This window comes from Streptomyces tsukubensis, from assembly GCF_003932715.1.
In the GTDB taxonomy this organism is placed as follows: Bacteria; Actinomycetota; Actinomycetes; order Streptomycetales; family Streptomycetaceae; genus Streptomyces; species Streptomyces tsukubensis.
In genome coordinates, this window is the sequence record NZ_CP020700.1 from 2,642,487 (window position 1) to 2,660,236 (window position 17,750).

At 72.8% G+C, this 17,750-nt stretch carries 12 protein-coding genes, 1 tRNA gene and 1 pseudogene; 6 read left to right on the top strand and 8 right to left on the bottom strand.

Going from position 1 to position 17,750, the window contains the following annotated elements; all coding sequences use genetic code 11:
- Positions 1-40: 40 nt before the first annotated feature.
- Entirely contained in the window at positions 41-466 is a 426-nt protein-coding gene (locus B7R87_RS09990) for a hypothetical protein (protein ID WP_187144565.1), read from the bottom strand.
- Positions 467-706: 240 nt separating this feature from the next.
- Here B7R87_RS09990 and B7R87_RS09995 point away from each other — a divergent pair, with 240 nt between their 5' ends.
- A complete protein-coding gene (locus B7R87_RS09995; protein WP_130584623.1) occupies positions 707-2,134 on the top strand; it encodes a tetratricopeptide repeat protein in 1,428 nt (475 codons plus the stop codon).
- Between the two features lie 265 nt (positions 2,135-2,399).
- Here the strand turns inward: B7R87_RS09995 and B7R87_RS10000 are convergent, their stop codons facing one another.
- From B7R87_RS10000 to B7R87_RS10015, 4 genes and pseudogenes are all read right to left on the bottom strand, one after another.
- Positions 2,400-3,740, bottom strand: coding sequence for an AAA family ATPase (locus B7R87_RS10000; protein WP_130584624.1), 1,341 nt, complete (start codon positions 3,738-3,740; stop codon positions 2,400-2,402).
- On the bottom strand, positions 3,737-5,323 hold the full coding sequence (locus B7R87_RS10005; protein WP_130584625.1) for a hypothetical protein: 1,587 nt from the start codon (positions 5,321-5,323) through the stop codon (positions 3,737-3,739). The genes B7R87_RS10000 and B7R87_RS10005 overlap by 4 nt, the downstream gene beginning before the upstream one ends.
- Positions 5,320-6,561, bottom strand: a complete 1,242-nt coding sequence (locus B7R87_RS10010; protein ID WP_233168802.1) for a hypothetical protein — start codon at positions 6,559-6,561, stop codon at positions 5,320-5,322. The genes B7R87_RS10005 and B7R87_RS10010 overlap by 4 nt, the downstream gene beginning before the upstream one ends.
- 181 nt (positions 6,562-6,742) lie before the next feature.
- Positions 6,743-7,390: pseudogene (locus B7R87_RS10015) on the bottom strand (phosphatase PAP2 family protein); the annotation flags it as partial.
- A 218-nt stretch (positions 7,391-7,608) separates the two neighbouring features.
- Here B7R87_RS10015 and B7R87_RS10020 point away from each other — a divergent pair.
- The 4 genes from B7R87_RS10020 (at position 7,609) to B7R87_RS10035 (ending at position 10,362) form a co-directional block, all read left to right on the top strand.
- Positions 7,609-8,220, top strand: coding sequence for a histidine phosphatase family protein (locus tag B7R87_RS10020; RefSeq protein ID WP_006349158.1), 612 nt, complete (start codon positions 7,609-7,611; stop codon positions 8,218-8,220).
- Positions 8,221-9,110: 890 nt separating this feature from the next.
- The gene (locus tag B7R87_RS10025) at positions 9,111-9,452 is read left to right on the top strand and encodes a hypothetical protein (protein WP_006349157.1); all 342 of its coding nucleotides are present in this window, start codon (positions 9,111-9,113) and stop codon (positions 9,450-9,452) included.
- Between the two features lie 192 nt (positions 9,453-9,644).
- The gene (locus B7R87_RS10030; RefSeq protein ID WP_006349156.1) at positions 9,645-10,298 is read left to right on the top strand and encodes a hypothetical protein; all 654 of its coding nucleotides are present in this window, start codon (positions 9,645-9,647) and stop codon (positions 10,296-10,298) included.
- Positions 10,289-10,362: transfer RNA gene (locus tag B7R87_RS10035), tRNA-Lys, on the top strand. The genes B7R87_RS10030 and B7R87_RS10035 overlap by 10 nt, the downstream gene beginning before the upstream one ends.
- Before the next feature lie 66 nt (positions 10,363-10,428).
- On the opposite strand, the gene B7R87_RS10040 is transcribed toward B7R87_RS10035, so the two are convergent.
- Positions 10,429-11,733, bottom strand: coding sequence for a M6 family metalloprotease domain-containing protein (locus B7R87_RS10040; protein WP_006349155.1), 1,305 nt, complete (start codon positions 11,731-11,733; stop codon positions 10,429-10,431).
- Between the two features lie 478 nt (positions 11,734-12,211).
- On the opposite strand from B7R87_RS10040, the gene B7R87_RS10045 reads away from it, so the two are divergent.
- Positions 12,212-14,068 carry a putative bifunctional diguanylate cyclase/phosphodiesterase gene (locus B7R87_RS10045; RefSeq protein ID WP_078902351.1) on the top strand — a complete coding sequence of 619 codons (1,857 nt, stop codon included), beginning with the start codon at positions 12,212-12,214 and terminating at the stop codon, positions 14,066-14,068.
- 257 nt (positions 14,069-14,325) lie between these two features.
- On the opposite strand, the gene B7R87_RS10050 is transcribed toward B7R87_RS10045, so the two are convergent.
- Complete coding sequence (locus B7R87_RS10050; protein ID WP_040916234.1) at positions 14,326-15,954, bottom strand: glycosyl hydrolase family 18 protein; 1,629 nt, start codon at positions 15,952-15,954, stop codon at positions 14,326-14,328.
- A 423-nt stretch (positions 15,955-16,377) separates the two neighbouring features.
- Positions 16,378-17,463: an LLM class flavin-dependent oxidoreductase gene (locus B7R87_RS10055; RefSeq protein WP_130584669.1), complete on the bottom strand. Its 1,086-nt coding sequence runs from the start codon at positions 17,461-17,463 to the stop codon at positions 16,378-16,380.
- Between the last annotated feature and the right edge of the window lie 287 nt (positions 17,464-17,750).

A 17,750-nucleotide genomic window follows, 5' to 3' on the forward strand; every position in this document is an offset into this window, starting at 1 on the left:
CCGGGGAACTGCTCGGGGGGTACGGGCTCCGCCGGGCGGCTCAGGAGCAGCGGTCCACGGCTTCGATCAGCCGGGCGGCCTCGCCGAGGGCCTCTCTCAGCACCGCCGGATCGGTGACCCGCTCGGCGCCCTCGGGCGGCAGCAGCCAGCCGCCGCTGTCCGGCCGCGGGGTCTCCGTACAGGCACTGCCGGGTACGTCCCAGCCGTCCGCCGTGCCGGGCGGCACCAGGAAACCGAGGGTGTCGCAGGTGCCGTCGTGCAGCACCGGGCCGACCGCGGGGGCCGCCGTACGCCGCAGGATGTCCACGGCCTCCAGACCCTGCCGGGTGGGGACGGTCACCAGATCGCACGGCTCGGGTCCCGGTCCGCCGGACCCGTCCGGTCCGCCGCCCGGGGCCGTACCCCGGCCGCCGTTCTCCTCGGCGTTCACGGCCCTGCGGGCACCGCCGCCGACGCTGGTCTCCATGCCGGCCTCCAACAAGAGGATCCCCTCCTCGTACACCACGAGGCACGGACTGCGCCTCCAAGAAGTTCAACGCCCCAACGCGTCAAGGGCTACGGCAACACTCCGCCGCAAAGGATGGCAGTTCATGGCAGATCCGGGGGGAGTTATCCCTTTTGCAGCCAAAGTCCCGGTGAACCACCCTCCGCAGCCGGTACGTTCGGCCTCGCCGGGAACAACGGTGCACCAAGAGAGGGCTCGGCCATGGCGTCGTCGTCACGGACATCGCGGCAGGCATCACCGGTCCCCAATTCCGCCTTCCGGAGGCTGCGCGGCCGGCGCTCCCCCGGTGAGTTCGCGGCGGCCGTACGGAAGGCCGCCCGCGAGATCGGCGAGCAGGTCTCGTGCGACGCCCGGTACATCGGGCGCGTCGAGGCCGGCGAGATCCGCTGCCCCAACTACGCCTACGAGCGGGTCTTCCTGCACATGTTCCCCGGGCTCGGCCTCACCGACCTGGGGTTCACGGCCCGCGAGCAGGTCAGGGGCGGCGGCCGGGCCCCGCGCGCCGCGCGGGCCGAGGTCAGGGATCGGCCGCCCGACGCACCCGGGCCCGATGGCACCACGAACGATGACGGCAAGAACGACGAGGAGAGCGACGTGTTGCGTCGCGCATTCATGACGGGCGGTTCCGCCACGGTGGCGGCCGCGTCCTTCGGCCCGGTACTCGGCGCCGTACTCGGCACCCTGCCGGAACAGGGCTCCGGCTCCGTACCGGTACGGCGGCGGATCGGGGAGTCGGAGGTCGGGGCCGTCGAGGACGCGGTACGGCGGATCCGGCTGCTGGACGACCGGTACGGCGCCGACGGTCTGTACCAGCGGGCGGCCCAGCCGCTGAGGGCGGCGTACGCCCTGCTGGACTCCGGGGTGACCGCGCACCGCGAGACCTCCGACCGGCTGCATGCGGGCGCGGGCGAGCTGGCGATCTCCGTGGGCTGGCTGGCCCATGACTCGGGCCGGGTCGAGGACGCCCGCTCCCACTACGCGGAGGCGCTGGCGACGGCCCGGGTGTCCGGGGACCACGGTCTGGAGGCGCATGCCTTCTCCAACGCCTCCTTCCTCGCCCGGGACGCCGGTCGCCACCGGGAGGCCGTCCGCTCGGCCCAGGCGGGCGGCCGGGCCGCGCGGGACCTGGGCTCCCCCCGGCTGCTCGCGCTCCTCGCGCTGCGCGAGGCGGGCGGCTGGTCGGGGCTGGGCGACCGGACGGGCTGCGAGGCGGCCCTGGGGCGGGCGCACACCCACTTCGAACGGGGGGCGGCGGACGCGGACCCCGAGTGGATGTCCTTCTTCGGGGAGCCGGAGCTGGAATTCCTCCAGGCCCAGTGCTGGGCCCGGCTCGGGGACTGGTCCCGCGCGGTCCACCACGCCCGCCGGGCCGCGTCCGTCGAGGACGAGCACTTCACCCGCAATCTGGCGCTCTACCGGGCCGAACTCGCCACCTCGCTGGCCCGCGGCGGCCACTACGAGGAGGCGGCCGCGGCGGGCCGGGAGGTGCTGAGCCTGCTGCAGGGCGTCCAGTCCTCCCGTATCCAGGCCATGCTCAACACCACGGCGGCACTGCTGGCCCCGCACCGGGCGGCGGAGGAAGTGGCGTCGTTCCTCGCGTACCGGGATGAACAGGCGCTACGGGTCTGAGAGCCGGGGCGCCGGGCGGCGTCACGGCCGCGGGACCACCCGGTACTCGGCCGGGCGAACCCCCGCGTTACGGCCGCCGGGCCGCGTCATGGGGCCGAACCACCCGGTGCGACTCCGTCCGGCGAACCCCCGCATCACGGCCGCCAGACCACCCGATGCTCCGCAAGATGCGACAACACCGCATGGTTCGCCTCCCAACCATCCGGAGCTGCAGCCATCGGCCGCCTCCGGCGGCATACCGGACTCCGTCCGGCGAACCCCCGCATCACCGCCGCCAGACCACCCGATGCTCCGCAAGATGCGACAACACCGCATGGTTCGCCTCCCACCCGTCCGGGAACTTGACGGTGACTCCGAGGCGGACCGGTTCGGTCGAGGGGTGGGCGTCCAGGAGGGCGGGGACGCCCGCGCGGCAGACCACGATGCAGGCGTGGCGGTGGCGGGAGGCCAGCACGCACAGCCGGCCCGTCTCCAGATGGAACGCCGTCGCGTCCGGGCGGCCCGACAGCGGATGCAGAACGACCGTCACATCGAACTCACGGCCCTGGAGGCGGTTCGCCGTGTCCACCGTGACGTCATGGACCCCCAGCTCAGCGAGCGCGGCGCGGACCGCCGCCGCCTGGTCGCGGTGGGCCGTGCCGACGGCGACCCGGTCGGCGGTGACCGGAGTCGGCTCCGCCCCCGCCGTGGCCGTCGCCGCCCCGCCGCGGTCCAGCACCCGGCGAACGGTCGAGGCCACCGCCCGGACCGCCTCCGGGTCCGTCCGCGGGGTGTGCCGCGCGGGCAGCTCCAGCAGCCCCCAGCCGGACTCCGCGGCCTCGTCGACGACCCGGTCGTACGCCGAGCCGTCCGACGGCACCCCGAAGCTCAGGCGCCGGTCCCCGGGGCCCGTACCGCTGCGGAACGGTGTGTACGGGTAGAACGCGGCGGACACCAGCGGCGCGGCCGACGCGGGCAGCCGCCACGACACCGGCAGCCGGTGCTGAGGCAGCCCCGGATTGTGCGAGAGCAGGGTGGAGACCGCGCTCGCCGACGGGTCGTACGACAGTCCGGCCCACTGGTCGGCGCCGACGATGGAGAACGGGTCGAGCTGGCCCGGGTCGCCCACGAACAGGGCCCGCTCGAAGAGTCCGGCGACGGCGAGCAGGGCGTCGGAGCGCATCTGGTACGCCTCGTCCACGATCGCGTGCGGCCAGGGGTCGACACCCTGTACATGCCCCCACTTCGCGGCCGTGGAGATCACCACGTCCAGACCGGCGAGGTCCGCCGCCTTCGCGGACTTCCGGACGGACGGCAGTTCGTCGAGCGCCTTGTCGTACGGGTCGGGGTCGTTGCTGTGGAGCCGGCCCACCGGCAGCTCGGGGTCCTTCTCCGCGATGCGCAGCACCAGATCGTCGACCTGGGCGTTGGTCTGGGCGATGACCATCAGGGGGCGGCCCGCGGCGGCCAGTTCCCGGGCGGCGCGGACCACGAGCGTGGACTTGCCCGCGCCGGGCGGGGAGTCCACGACGACGCCCCGGTCCGTGCCGTGCAGGGTGTCCGCGAGGATCGCGTCGGTGGCGCGGGCGGCATCGGCGCCGGGATCGCGCACAGGGGCGGTGGTCACAGCAGGTCCTCCGGGGTCACGGGGTCCGGGTCCTCCGCGGACGCGGACGGCGGCCCGCCGTGGGTCCACGGCGTCTCCTCGGGCTCGGGCAGCTTCGGCCCGCCCCGTTGGTCGTGTTCGAACAGGGTCCAGGCGATCCGGTCGCCCTTCGCCGGAACGGAGCCCTCCGCCGGATCCCTGGACCGGCCCATCCGGTCCAGCAGTCTCAGCACCAGCGTCCCGTCGGCCTCCTGCTGCACCAGCTCGGCGGACTGGGGGCGGCCGTCCAGAGAGCGGTAGACCTTGACCCGCTCACCGAGATGGGGGCGGTCGTCCGTACGGAAGGTGATCAGCGGCCGGGGCGACGGGCGCTTCGACTCCGACCAGGCCATGACGGTCTCGGTGACCTCGCCGGTGAACGCCTCCCCCGCGAGCCGCCGCCCCGCCAGCACCAGCGGGTCGTCCAGCGCCTCCTGGGCGTCCAGTTCGGCCTGGGCGGTCTCCCGGGTGGCGAGCTTGCGGGCGGCCGTCACCGCGTCGTCCCGGCGCGGCTGGGGCGGCTCCCCGGCCCGCACCCGGTCCCGGTGGGCCGTGAAGGACCAGCGGTCCCGGGTCCAGCGGTCGGGCACCCGGGCCCCCTCGGGCAGCTCCCGCAGCAGGTCCAGGGCCCGCCACACCGCATGCCAGGTGGGTTCCAGCTGGGACAGCAGCAGTCTGCGGATCTCCCGCTCGGCTACGGATAGTTCACCCAGCCAGCCCTCCGCGTGGGCGCCGTCCTCGGCGGCGGCCAGCCGCAGCCGCAGCCGGTCGTAGCTCTCGACGGCGGGCGCCAGCAGACGGTTGTCGAACGCCGGGTCGGTGGCGGGCCCGGCGGGCGGGCACAGCAGCTGGCCGCGGTCGTCCCGGCCCAGCTCGGCCCGGAGCGCCGCATCGGCGCCCGATACGCCGTCCGGCGGATCGACCCAGGCCAGCAGCGCCCCGAGGTGCTGGTCCTCCAGCGACGACTGGCCGGTGGCCCAGTGCCGGTTCAGCAGATCGGTCGTGGCGAGCAGCAGGGACGAGCCGGGGACCCTGGCCCGCTCCCCGTAATGCGTGAGCCAGCGGCCGAGGAGGGGGACCCGCGGCGGTGCGGGGTAGGGCGCGTCCGGATCCTGTTCGGAGGTACGGCGGAAACGCATCGAACGGCCGAGGAGCCGGACGAACTCGACCGCGCCCCGGCCGGGCACCACGATCTGGGGAGCGTCGGCGCAGAGTTCGGCCTCGACCTTGGTGCGTTTGCCGGTCTCCGGGTCGGCGGCGGCGCGTTCGACGAGCTCGATGTCGTCGGCGTACGACTCCAGATGGGGCAGTACGGCGTCGGCGAGCTCGGCGAGGAAGGCGAACCGCAGCTCGCGGTCGCGGGGCTGGGCGACGGTCAGCAGCCGGGGCGCGTCCCGGTCGGTGCCGACGAGCGCGCCGAGCGGTGCGCCCGCCTCACCGGCGGTGGTCAGCGGCACGAACACCAGCGGCCGGTCGGAGACCCACCGGTGCCGGACGGTCGCCAGCGGCCGGGCCCGGCCAGCTTCCAGCGCCTCCAGCCGGGCGAGGGTGGCGATCAGGCTCATCGGGCACCTCCCGCCGCCGCCAGGGCCTCGGCGCGCAGGGATGCGGCGCGGCGGAGGGCGGCGACCGCCGGATCGGCCGGATCGCCCGCCGTGCCCCGGGCCGCGGCGAGGACACCGGCGACCGTCGTCAGCCCGCCCAGCTCACCGCGGACCGAGCGGCCGAGGGCCTCCACCGCACCGGCCTCCCGGGCCCGGTCACGGCAGTGGAAGGCCAGCTCGCAGGCGGCCAGGCACTCGGGCGCGTAGGCCGCGGGCACGCAGGCCACCGCGGCGGACAGCTCGTCGGACGGCCGGTCGAGGGCGAAGGTCGTGCCCTCGGGGAGGGCCGCCGCGAGGTCCTCGACCCGGGTGAGCCGGGCCAGCTGGCGGCGGGTCACCGAGAGCTGCTTGCGGATGTCCACCACCGATCCGGTCGGCAGATTGGAGAAGTCCTTGGGGCAGACCAGCAGCACGCTGGCCGCGACCCGGGCGCTCGGCACCAGCCCGGCCGTGTGTTCCAGCGCCAGCGCGTACACCGCGGCCTGACGGGCGGCGGCACCCACCTTCGCGGCGTCCGCGGAGGCGTCGATCATCGGGAACGACTTGATCTCGACGACCGTCCACTCCCCGTCCGGGCGGACCACCACCGCATCGGGCTCCAGATAGGCCGGGGAGCCCGCGACCTCCAGCGCCAGCAGCGGATGCCGCAGCAGGCTCCAGGCCCCGGCGGCGGTCGCCTCGCGCAGCGCCAGCGCCGTACGCGCGGCCCGGCCCTCGGGGCCCGCGGCGGTCAGATCCGGCAGCCGGAACCCGCCCTCCGCCTCGGCCCCCAGCAGCCTCATCAGCTCCGCGCCGCCGTCCGAGACGACCCTGGCCTCGAAGGCGTTCCCCCGCATGAAGGCGAACTGCGACTGGCCGAAGACAGCGGACGAGCCCAGCGCGGCGGCCAGCGCCCCCTTGTCGACCCCGGCGCCGTCCAGCAGGGCGCGGCGCTCGCAGCCGGGATTGGCGGCCAGGGCGGCCAGCGCCCGGGCGTCCAGCGGCTTCGGCCGGGCCCCGGCGCCCCTCAGCTCAGCGAGCCGCTGCCGGAGCGGTGTCGTCGGCGCCTCCGGCGCGGCTGTGCTCCGCGACGGCTCCCGGGGCGGCGTCCTGCGGGGCGCCGGAGGGGCGTCCCGCGGAGTCCGCGGGGCCGCCGGTGGTGCCTGCGGTACTTGTGGTGCCTGCCGCGGAGTTGGTCCGCTGCCCTGGGATGCGCTCACCCGTGGAAGTGTGGCATCCGCCACCGACAACCGGGGACCCAACGGCCGGAAGGGCCGCCGACCCGCCCCGCGTGAACCGGGTCCGCACCCGGTCCGCGAGCCGCATCGCGGGCTTCGCCAGCAGCAGACCCGCGCCCATCACGGCCGCCCCGGCGACCGCGTCCAGGAAGTAGTGGTTCGCCGTCCCCATCACCACGATCACGGTGACCAGCGGATAGGCGACGCCGAGCGTCCGCATCAGCGGCGTACGGCCGAAACGCCACAGCATCACACCGCACCACAGGGCCCAGCCGACGTGCAGGCTCGGCATCGCCGCGTACTGATTGGTGAAGCCGCCCATACCGCGCGGGGCGCTCGCCTCCGCACCCCACCAGCCGTACGAGCTGTACTGGGCCATGGTGTCGACGAAGCCGTGCCCCGCCTCCAGCAGCCGGGGCGGGCAGGTCGGCATCAGCGTGAAGCCGACGAGACCGAGGAGGGTGGACACCATCAGCCAGGTCCTGGCCGCGCGGTACTGCAGCGGCCTGCGGCGGAACAGCCAGACCAGCACCACCGGCGTCACCAGATAGTGCAGCGAGGCATAGACGAAGTCCGCGGGGACGCCGATCGCGGCGTGCTCGGTGAAGAGGCGGTTCAGCGGCGTCTCGAAGTCCAGGGAGACGGCACGCTCCGCCCTGAGTATCGCCAGGCCGTTGTCGACAGCGGTCGACACATCACCGCGGGCCAGCAGCCGGCCCGCCGAATACGCGACGTACACCAGCGCCAGCAGCGCCAGCTCGGTCCACCAGCGAGGCCGGTGGTGAGCCGTGGTGGCCGTGGTGTGCGTCATCCGTTCGTTCCCCCTTGTGCGTGCTCTGCCGGCCGGATCGGCCACCGGTCAACCGTACGGTTCACGGCGCGGTGGCGGATCGGCGGGTACCGGCTCAGGGAGGGACGCTCCGAGCGCCTCCGAGGTTGCCTCGGACGGCCCGGCGGCGCTCCCCGGATCAGTGGCCGGACCATGCATGATGGAAGACCACTCTTTGGATCATCAGGGGGCTTCGCACCATGGCACCGCGCATTCTGCTCGTCCGGCACGGCCAGACCGAATGGTCACTGCTCGGCAAGCACACCGGCCGCACCGACATCCCCCTCGTTGCGGAGGGGCGGCGCGGCGCGGCCCTGATCGGCGAGCGGCTGCGGCACGCCCCCTTCGACGGGCTCCCCGACACCGAGGTGTGGACCAGCCCGCTGGCCCGCGCCGCCCAGACCTGCGACCTCGCCGGCTTCGGCGACCGCGCCGAGCCGTTCGACGCGCTCATGGAGTGGGACTACGGCGACTACGAGGGCCGTACGACTCCGGAGATCCGGGCCGCCGCCGGGAACCCGGGGTGGGTCATCTGGCGCGACGGCGTCGAGGGCGGCGAGAAGCTCTCGGACGTGGCGCACCGGGCCGACGAGGTCGTCGCCCGGGTCCGCGAGGCCGACCGCGACGTCCTGCTCTTCGCCCACGGGCACATACTGCGGGTGCTGTGCGCGAGGTGGCTGGGCCTGGAGCCGGAGTTCGCGGCCCGGATCGCGCTGGCCCCGACGTCGCTGTCGGTCCTGGGCTGGGCGTACGGCGACCCGGCGCTGGACACGTGGAACGACACGGCGCACCTGGCCGGCGCAGGCGCCTGAGGCTTCCGGGGGGGGCGCGCGCCGTAGGTGGCTTGTGTTGCGTGTCCGGCCGCGGGCCGTGTGTGGCTGGTCGCGCAGTTCCTCGCGCCCCTTTTTGGGCTGCCCGTCCCTGCGGTGTGCGGGTCCTCCGGTGGTCGGGTTGCGTTACTCCGTGGGGTAGGCGCGGGGTCTTGTCGGGTGCGGCCGGGTCGTGGGCCTCCGGGCTCACCTCCTCGCAGACTGCGATGCACCGCCCCGAAACGCGTCCCTTCTTGTCGCAGCCTGCTGCGGGGGCGACCCTGCACCCCCCTCCGGAGATCACCCCGACTTGACCCCGGTGAGAACGAGTCCGCCCGGGCACCCACCAAGTGGTCCCCGCAGATCAGGGGGTGCCTGTGCCCCGAGAAGGGGAAATCTCCCGGGGGCGGTGATCAGGAGATATTCCCCTCCCCGGTGACGCGCGACAACACGGGGACCTTGGGCGTCTGATCATGCGGGGATCACGTGGGAGGGGGGTGCAGGGTCGCCCCCGCAGTGGCCTGCGACAAGCACAGCTCGCCGGAGCGCAGTGCATCGCAGGCCGCGAGGAGGTGAGCCCGAAGGCCACCGACCCACCCGCACCGGCAGGACCGGCGACCTACACCACGGAGCAACGGTCACCCAGCTTTCAGCCCCGCCGGCGCTTGAGGCGCAGGAGCGCCCGCACCCCGCGGGCAACGCCCACCCCGGGGCCCGGGGCATCAGGAGCGCCCGCACCCCGCGGGAAACGGGCCCCCGGGGCCCCGGGGCGAGGAACCCCAGCGGGAGGCGCTCCCGCGGGAGGCGAAGACGCGACCTTGCGCAGGGAGGGAGAATGGACGCTGGACCGTGCCGACGCGCCCATCCCGCGCGCCCCGCCCGAAGGACGTGACATGACCGAGGCCCCCCAGGGACACCGTAAGCCGCGCCCCGCCGCGCTGCTGTTCGAACCCGTGGAGGCCGTCGCCGATCCGGAGCACTTCTTCGATCTGGAGGCGATGGACGACCCCCGTGCCCTGCTCGCCCGGGCGACCGAGCTGACGCTGGCGTTCCGCGCGGCGACGGACCGGGCGGTGGAGTACCAGGCGCTGGCCGCCGCGCAGCTCGCGGACCCCCGGCGGTTCGACCGGATGACGCCCGGGGACATTGCCGAACGCGCGGGGTGGACCGAGGACTACGCGCGGAAGATGATCGAATTCGGCCGGGGCCTGGCCCGCGAGGACGGTCACGCGTAAGGCGGGACCACCTGCAGCCGCAAGCACCCCCGAACGCGCCGCGTAGGCAACCGGCATATGCCGGGCCGCAAGATACCCCCTCCCGCCCCGCCCTGTCACCGTTTCTCCGACAGAGTGGAATCACGCGATCACTCCCGGTACACCTGGAGTATGAGCGCCTCCACGAGTGCACCGTTACGGGACGACCACGGCATGCCGCACCCTTCCGGAGAGGAGGACCGTACGGAGTTCTTCGCCCGGATCCGGCAGGAGAGCGCGCGGGGGGCGGACCGGATCACGGCCGCGGGGGCCGACTGGCTGGCCGCCGCGGGGGCGAGCCCGCGCCTGCTCTGGGAGCGGCGTCCCGGGGTGCCCGCCGTGCTGTCGTGCGGGCGGCTCTTCGACGTGGTGAGCGCGCCCGCGGTGTTCGGGCGGCTGCTGCTGGACCGGATCTGGGAGGAGGGCCCGGGATCGGGTCCGGTCGCGGCGCACCGGGGCCGGGTGCTGGTCTTCACGGCGCCGGGTACGTCGTCCCGGCTGCCGGCCCTGCTGAGCTGGGAGGAGTGGGGCGGTTATGTTCCGGCGCTGATGTTCCACGGCCGGGGGGACGCCGTCACGGTCCCTCCGCTGGCCGCACCGGGCGGGGGCGACCCGGGGTCGGTGCCGCGGTGGCTGGTCGCGCCGGGCAGCCGGCACCCCTGGCTGCCCGGCCCCGAGGTGCTGCTCTGGGCCTGCGTACGGGCGGTGAAGGCGGCGCGGACCGCTGCCGCGGCCGTCCGTACGGGCACCCCGGCGGGGCCGTACGGACCGATTTCTCCTCTCCCGGACCAGGGTGCTAATGTCTACGACGTCAGCAGGCGCCGCTAGCTCAGTTGGTTAGAGCAGCTGACTCTTAATCAGCGGGTCCGGGGTTCGAGTCCCTGGCGGCGCACAGACGGAGAAAGCCCCCTCGCGAGAGCGAGGGGGCTTTTTCGTGCTCCGGGCGGGCGTCCGGCGTTCACCCGGTGCTGATCTTGACGGTCCAGGCGCCGGTGGCGGTGCGGTCCGTCACTTCGATCCGGATCCGTTCGCCGGACCCCCCGGCGAGAGTGAACGTTTCTCCGACGCCCAGCGGCGCATCCGCCAGCTTCGGGAAGACCGAGCGGTCCCAGCAGGCTTCCGTCTCCGGATGGGTGTCGATCACCTCGACCGGGCCGCCGCCGGAGACGGTGTCGGCGCGGACCCGGTAGAGGAGGACGCCTTCGGTACAGGTGGTCCGGTCGTTGCCGGCGGCGCCGCGCGCCTCGACGGCCAGCGCCGTGCCGGGGCCGGTGCGGACGACGGCGAGCCGGGTGCCGAGCGCCCCGCCGGGGGCGGGTGCCGCGCCGACCGGCTCCAGGGTGATCAGCTCGGGGCGGGTGATGCAGCGCACGTCCTTGGTGTCCAGCCAGCCCAGTTTCCACTTGTGCCAGGCAAACAGGTCCGGGGCGAGTCCGAACTGGCTCCCCATGACGTCCCAGTCACCGACGTAGGTGTCCCAGTCGCCCTTGCCGTCGACGGGCCGCTGGTAGAGGTCGGGCAGGTCGAAGACGTGTCCGGTCTCGTGGGCCAGGACGTTCCGGTCCGGCGGATGCTGTTCGAAGACCGTGACGACGCGCCGCAGAGCGGTGCCGTCGTACGTCATGGGGCCGGCGAAGTTGACGACCTTGGTGGCGTCGGAGTCCACGCCGGGCGCGTCGGGGTCCGCGACCAGATAGACGATGTCGTAGCGGGAGAAGTCGACGGTGCGGTCTGCCGTGCCGAGGGCGTCCCGGAGGAAGGCCCGCCGCTGCCCGGCGTCCCAGTCGCGCTGTATTCCGTAGGCGGTGGACGCCTTCGGCATCCGTACCCACTCGCGCTGCGGATCGGCCCGGAGGGTGAACCGGCCGTAGGAGGCGCGCTCGAAGAAGGCGCTGGTGGCGGGGAAATGGTCGGCGGTCAGCTGCGCCGGTGTGGTGCGCGGGGCCGAGTCGGGGAAGGAGAGGAACACCATGACGGCGTCGAGGCTCCGGACGGGCCGGGGATAGGCGGTGTTCCAGGTGTCGAGCCCCAGGGAGTGGTGCGCGGGCGTGCGGGCCAGCGCACAGGAGGCGGAAGAGGTCTTGGCCACGGCCGGTCCCGCGACCAGCGAGGTCGCCGCGAGTGCCAGCAGGGAGGTCAGGGCGGCGGCCGCGCTGCGGGTCCGGCTGCGCTCGCCGCCCGTACCACCGGCCCCTCCGGTCCCCCGGCCACCGCTGCCCCCGGCTCCGGCGCCGTCCGATCCGCACAGACGCCCGCCTTCCACACTCCCGGGTGGACCCGTGGGTGACTGCTGACGCTCCACGTCGACCTCCGGCTGCGGAATGGCTGCGGAATGAGGGACACCTCCACCACCTTGTGGTGGTTTCTCGGCATACGACCACTTCCGATGCCCCACTCGGGTGACCGCTCCGACACCGGGCCGACACCGAGCTGAGACCGGCGGACGACAGGCGCTACCGGAGACAACATCCGGATCGGCAGTTCCGGTCAGTGATGGATCAGACCAGGGATACGAGACGAAATGCTTCGGACAGAGGTGCGCAGAAACGATCTGGCAGAGGCTGTCGGAACACCGCGCCACGGCGGTGAAGGTGGAACGGCCGACAGGGCAGCCTCTATGATCGGCACACTTTCCCTGGTCCGTTTCCTCAACGTTCCTGAGCTTTCCTCAACTTTCCACATCTATACCTTGGTTTCCCTGCTTTAGGTTGTTTTTGGATCTCTCCCGATCGTTCCCCGGCATGTCTCTTCCGCCGCGGCCGGTCGACGACTCGTCTGACGCATTCCGACCACATCCACGACACAACTGCACTGCGGGAGTGAAAGCGGTGAGCGGAACCCCCGAAGGAACAGGGTCCGGGCGGGACTATCGGGCCGCGTTCGACGCGGCACACCTCCCCATGGCCGTCGTCGGCGCCGACGGCCTCGTCACCGGGGCGAACCCGGCCTTCGCCGGGCTCTTCGGCGGGGACACGACGGGTCGCAGCGCCGAGGAGCTCACGGGACTGGCGGCCGACCACGACGACCGGAAGACGTACCGGGACGTGCTGCGCGGCCGGCGTCCCCGGCTCTGCTGCACCCGCCGGGTCAAACGCGCCGACGGCGGCACGCTGTGGGCGGAGATCACCCTCACCCCGCTGACCGGCCCCGGCGAGAACGGCCGGGGCGGCGGGAAGGGCGGCGGCGGGCGCGGTGCGCTGCTGTGCGTCACGGACATCGGCGAGCGGCGGGAGCTGCGCGCCCGGCTGCGGCATCTGGAGATGCACGACGCGGTCACCAAACTGCCGAACAGGACGCTGTTCTTCGAACGGCTCACGGCCGCGCTGGAGTCCGCCGCGTACGAGCGGGGCGCCACCGGCCGGATCGGGCTCTGCTATCTCGACCTGGACGGCTTCAAGGCGGTCAACGACACGCTCGGACACCGGATCGGCGACAAGCTGCTGACCGCTGTCGCGGCGCGGCTCGCCGAATGCGCCGAGAGCGTGGGCGCGTCCCGGGGCGGCGGCCATCTGGTGGCCCGGCTGGGAGGCGACGAATTCGCCGTACTCGTCGAGGAGTCCACGGGTACGGAGCAGCTCTCCGATCTCGCCAGATCGGTGCTGGCGGCCCTGCAGCGGCCGTTCGACCTCGACGGGCAGCGGCTGTCGGTTTCGGCGTCGATCGGGGTGGTGGAGCGGGCGGCGGCCGGAACCTCGGCGACGGGTCTGATGCAGGCCGCGGACACCACCCTGTACTGGGCCAAGGAGGACGGCAAGGCCCGCTGGACGCTGTTCGACCCGGAGCGCAACGCCCACCGGATGACCCGGCAGGCGCTCTCCTCGTCGCTGCGCCCGGCGCTGGAGCGGGGCGAGTTCGCGCTGGAGTACCAGCCGCTGGTGGGGCTGGCGGACGGGGTGACGCACGGGGTGGAGGCGCTGGTGCGCTGGCATCATCCGCGGTTCGGGACACTGGCGCCGAATCGGTTCGTCGGAATTGCCGAGGAGGACGGTTCGATCGTCCAGCTGGGCCGCTGGGTGCTGCGGACGGCCTGTCGTCAGGCCCGGCGCTGGCAGCTCGACCACCCGGGGAGCCGGCCGCTGTTCGTGAGCGTCAATGTCGCCGTACGGCAGGTGTGGGACTCGGATCTGGTGGCGGATGTGGCCCGGACGCTGGAGGAGACCGGACTGCCGCCGCATCTGCTCCAGCTGGAGCTGACCGAATCGGCGGTGATGGGTTCGGCGGGGCGGCCGCTGCAGGCGCTCCAGGCCCTGAGCGATATGGGCGTGCGGATCGCGATCGACGATTTCGGTACGGGCTATTCGAATCTGGCCTATCTGAGCCGGCTGCCGGTCTCGGCGCTCAAGCTGGACGGCTCGTTCGTCCGCGGTTTCCAGGACGAGGCGCATCCGAACCCGGCCGACGAGACGATCGTGGAGGCGCTGGTGCAGCTGGCGCACCGGCTGGGGCTGACCGTGACGGCGGAGTGCGTGGAGACCGCCGGGCAGGCGGCGCGGCTGCGGCGCATCGGCTGCGACAGCGGACAGGGCTGGCTCTACTCGCGGGCGGTGCCGCCGGACCGGATCGCGGAGCTGGTGGGCCTCACCGCGCTCCCGGCCTGACGGCGCGCGCCCGGCGCACGACCGCAGGTCCCGCACGACCGCAGGCCCCGCACGACCACAGCCCCGCAGGCCCGCAGAAATGGGTACCGCCCCCGCCCGGGATGAACATCCGGGCGGGGGCGGTGTTGTGGGGGGAATACGGTGGTTCTGTTCTCCGGTACCGGTGGTGCGGTCAGTACGGGTGGTACCGGATGGTGCTCAGGGGCCGGATGGTGCTGTGGGGGACGGCCCCTGGTTCCGCGGCTTTCCGGCCGGGGTCAGCAGGCCCCCTGGTCGCGCCAGACGCCCCACTCTCCGCCGGTCCCGGGCTCGTTGCCCGAGGTCCACCACTGGGCCTTCCACTTGCGGCCGTTGTGGGAGACGACGGAGTTGGTGTTGTAGACCCCGGTGGCGGTCCAGGCTTCGCCACAGGCCGGGGTCGGGGTGGGCGTCGGGGTGGGGGTGGGAGTCGGGCTCGGGCGGACGCTCTCGCCGACCGCCGCGACGACGTCGTTCAGCAGCTTGGTCTGCTCGTCGAGGCCGATGAGGGAGTACATCATCGCGCCGCCGAGGCCCTTGCTCTTGGCGTAGGCGGCCCGGGCGTCGATCGCGCGCTTGTCGAGACCGGTGAAGAACTCACCGTTCTTGTAGAAGTACGCGGCCTTCGCCTCGTCGTCCCAGAAGGTGGTCGCCGGGTTGTCGACGATGCCGCCGAGCTCCTTGTAGTTGGCGATGCCGGCCGCCTGGCTCAGCGGGCGCGGGGCGCTGCCGCCGTTGGCCGTCTGGCCGAGGCCGTTCTTCGCCCCGGCGGGAACGTTCTTCCAGCCGCGGTAGTACATCTCGTAGCCGAGGGTCAGCTTGTTCGCCGGGAAGCCGCCCGCGATGCCGTAGGCCGGGTTGCCGTCGATCCACGCGCGGACCGAGTTGTCGATGGAGTACTTCTCGGTGCCGGGCGCGATCGGGGTGGTCGGGTCCGACGGCGGGGAGTACAGCGGCGACTGGTGGTAGGTCGGGCCGGTGCCGTTCCAGGCGCCGTGCATGTCGTACGTCATGATGTTCGCGTAGTCGAGGTACGCGCCCACCTTGTCCGTCTCGATGTGCTTGATCTTGTCCTGGCCGGCCGGCATGGCGGCGGTCAGCAGGTACTTCTTGCCGCCGTTGGCGGTGCCGTACGCGTCGAGCTGCTTACGGAACTCGGCCAGCAGCAGGGTGAAGTTGGCCTTGTCCTCGGGGCCGTAGTGGTTGCCCAGGTGGCCGCCGTTGGAGCCGGGGTACTCCCAGTCGATGTCGATGCCGTCGAAGATCCCGGCGGCGGTGCCGGGGCCGCCGTAGCCGTCGGCCTTGGGGACGTCACCGGTGATGTACTGCTTGATGCAGGAGGCGACGAGCTTCTTCCGGGCGGCGTCGGTCTTGGCCGCGTCGTGGAAGTACTTGGAGAACGTCCAGCCGCCCAGCGAAATGTTGATCTTGAGGTGGGGGTACTTGGCCTTCAGCTTCTTGAACTGGTTGAAGACACCGGCGATCGGCTGGTCCCAGCGGTCGGCGACGCCGTCGATGCTGTCGGCGGCGGAGAAGGTCCGCTGGTAGTCGGCGTACGAGTCGCCCGCGCCGTCACCGGCGTTGGGGTTGTTGTCGTCGCCCGCGGCCTTGTTGGCCTGGAAGCAGGTCAGATCGGTCGGGTGGATGTTCCCGAACGAGTAGTTGATGATGTCCAGCTTGTTCGCGATGCCCCGGGTGTCCAGGTGCTTGGGGTAGAAGGCGTTTCCGTACACGCTCCACTGGTCGTAGTACGCGATCTTCACACCGGCCTGGGCGGGGGTGGTGGCAGCCGTCTGCTGGGGGGTGGCTGCATTGCCCGTCGCGGCGAATCCGGCCAGGACGCCCGCGGCGAGCGCCGCGGTCGTCATGGCCGCGATCAAGGGTTTGCGGGAGCGCACGTAATGCCTCCGAAGTGGGGGGAACGGGGGGTGCGGGCCCGCCGGTCGGCGTTGGGCGGGCCGGAGAAAGAAATAGCGATTCGGCCAGCCATCAGTCAATGGTCTCGACCAACCTCCCAACAAAAAGGGACTAGACCAATTTCAAGGGAAAAGCCCTCGTCAGAGCGGTGCGCCGAAGAAGATGAACGCCTTCTCACCGTGACTGACGAGGACTTTAAGCGCGAGATAAGGGGAATTTAAGGGCCAGATGATACGGACCATTCGGACAGTTCAGGGATGAACCACCGGAAAGAAATCACGGCGCCGCACGAGCCCCCTCCGGGCCTCCCGGCCCCGGCCGGGACCCCGTCAACGGCCGTGCCGGGGGCACTGGTTCGCCCGGATCTCTCGGTTTCAGCCTCCGGTGCGCGGCAATCCGTAGGCGTCCGCGACGAGTTCGTACGAGCGGAGCCGCGCCGCGCCGCTGTGCACGTTCGACGTCAGCATCAGCTCGTCCGCGCCGGTCCGCTTCACCAGTTCGTCGAGCCCGGTCCGTACGGCATCGGGCGTGCCGTGGACGATCGTCGACAGCCAGCCGTCCGCGAACTCCCGTTCCAGCGGGGTGAAGGCATACGCCTCCGCCTCCTCCGGCGTCGGGATCAGCCCGGGCCGCCCGGAGCGCAGCCGCAGCATCGACAGGGCGCCCGTCAGCACCTGGCGGCGGGCCTCGCGCTCGTCGTCGGCGGCGAGCGCGGCCACTCCGATGAGGGCGTACGGGGCAGCCAGCGCTGCCGACGGGCGGAACGCGTCCCGGTACAGCTCCAGCGCCGGGACCGTGTTCCGGGCCGAGAAGTGGTGGGCGAAGGCGAAGGGCAGCCCGAGCGCGCCCGCGAGCCGGGCGCTGAAGCCGGAGGAGCCCAGCAGCCAGACCGGAGGCCGGGAGACCGGGCCCTGGACCGGTCCGGGCACGGCGTGGATCCGGGCGTACGGATGCCCGTCGGGGAAGTCGTCGTCGAGGAACCGGGTCAACTCGGCGACCTGCTGCGGAAAGTCCTCGGCGCCCTCTCCGGCGCGCGCCGTGCGGCGCAGCGCCGCGGCCGTCGCGCCGTCGGTCCCGGGGGCGCGGCCGAGCCCGAGGTCGATCCGGCCGGGCGCCAGCGCCTCCAGCGTGCCGAACTGCTCGGCGATCACCAGCGGGGCGTGGTTGGGCAGCATCACTCCGCCGGAGCCGAGCCGGATCCGGTCGGTGCGGGCGGCGAGATGGGCGAGGATCACGGCCGGGGCGGAGGAGGCGACTCCGGGCATGGAGTGGTGTTCGGCGACCCAGTGGCGGTGGTAGCCGCGGTCCTCGGCGAGCCGGGCCAGGGCGACGCTGGTCCGCAGGGCGTCGGTCGCGGTCCTGCCCTCCCCCACGGTGACCAGGTCGAGCACGGAGAGCGGTACGGACGCGGTGCCGTGCGCCGTACCCCGGACGGGATCGCCGCGCAGACCGTCCCGCACTCCCCCGACTCCCCCGACTCCGCCGACTTCCCCGGCTCCCCCGGCGTCTTCTTCCCTCGCGTCGTTCACCGGCTCTCAGCCCTCCGTGCTCGGCCCCCGCAAGCTCTCGCAGACAAACAACAGGAGGTTCACTCCGGTTGTTCCCGGGACGGGGCAGCCAGCTCCTGGCACATCTCCCGGAACACCTCCCGGACCGCAACCGGGCCGCATACCTGACTGCGGTCCGGGTAGCCGCGCGGGCATGGCCCGACGACATGCTCACGAGCCCCACCCGCCACCCAAGTCAT

Bases quoted from the DNA above. Each gene is read 5' to 3' on its own strand.
- B7R87_RS09995 (WP_130584623.1), top strand. From the start codon at position 707: ATGGCGTCGTCGTCACGGACATCGCGGCAGGCATCACCGGTCCCCAAT.
- B7R87_RS09990 (WP_187144565.1), bottom strand. From the start codon at position 466: ATGGAGACCAGCGTCGGCGGCGGTGCCCGCAGGGCCGTGAACGCCGAG.
- B7R87_RS10045 (WP_078902351.1), top strand. From the start codon at position 12,212: ATGTCTCTTCCGCCGCGGCCGGTCGACGACTCGTCTGACGCATTCCGA.
- B7R87_RS10050 (WP_040916234.1), bottom strand. From the start codon at position 15,954: ATGACGACCGCGGCGCTCGCCGCGGGCGTCCTGGCCGGATTCGCCGCG.
- B7R87_RS10005 (WP_130584625.1), bottom strand. From the start codon at position 5,323: ATGAGCCTGATCGCCACCCTCGCCCGGCTGGAGGCGCTGGAAGCTGGC.
- B7R87_RS10025 (WP_006349157.1), top strand. From the start codon at position 9,111: ATGACCGAGGCCCCCCAGGGACACCGTAAGCCGCGCCCCGCCGCGCTG.
- B7R87_RS10020 (WP_006349158.1), top strand. From the start codon at position 7,609: ATGGCACCGCGCATTCTGCTCGTCCGGCACGGCCAGACCGAATGGTCA.
- B7R87_RS10030 (WP_006349156.1), top strand. From the start codon at position 9,645: ATGCCGCACCCTTCCGGAGAGGAGGACCGTACGGAGTTCTTCGCCCGG.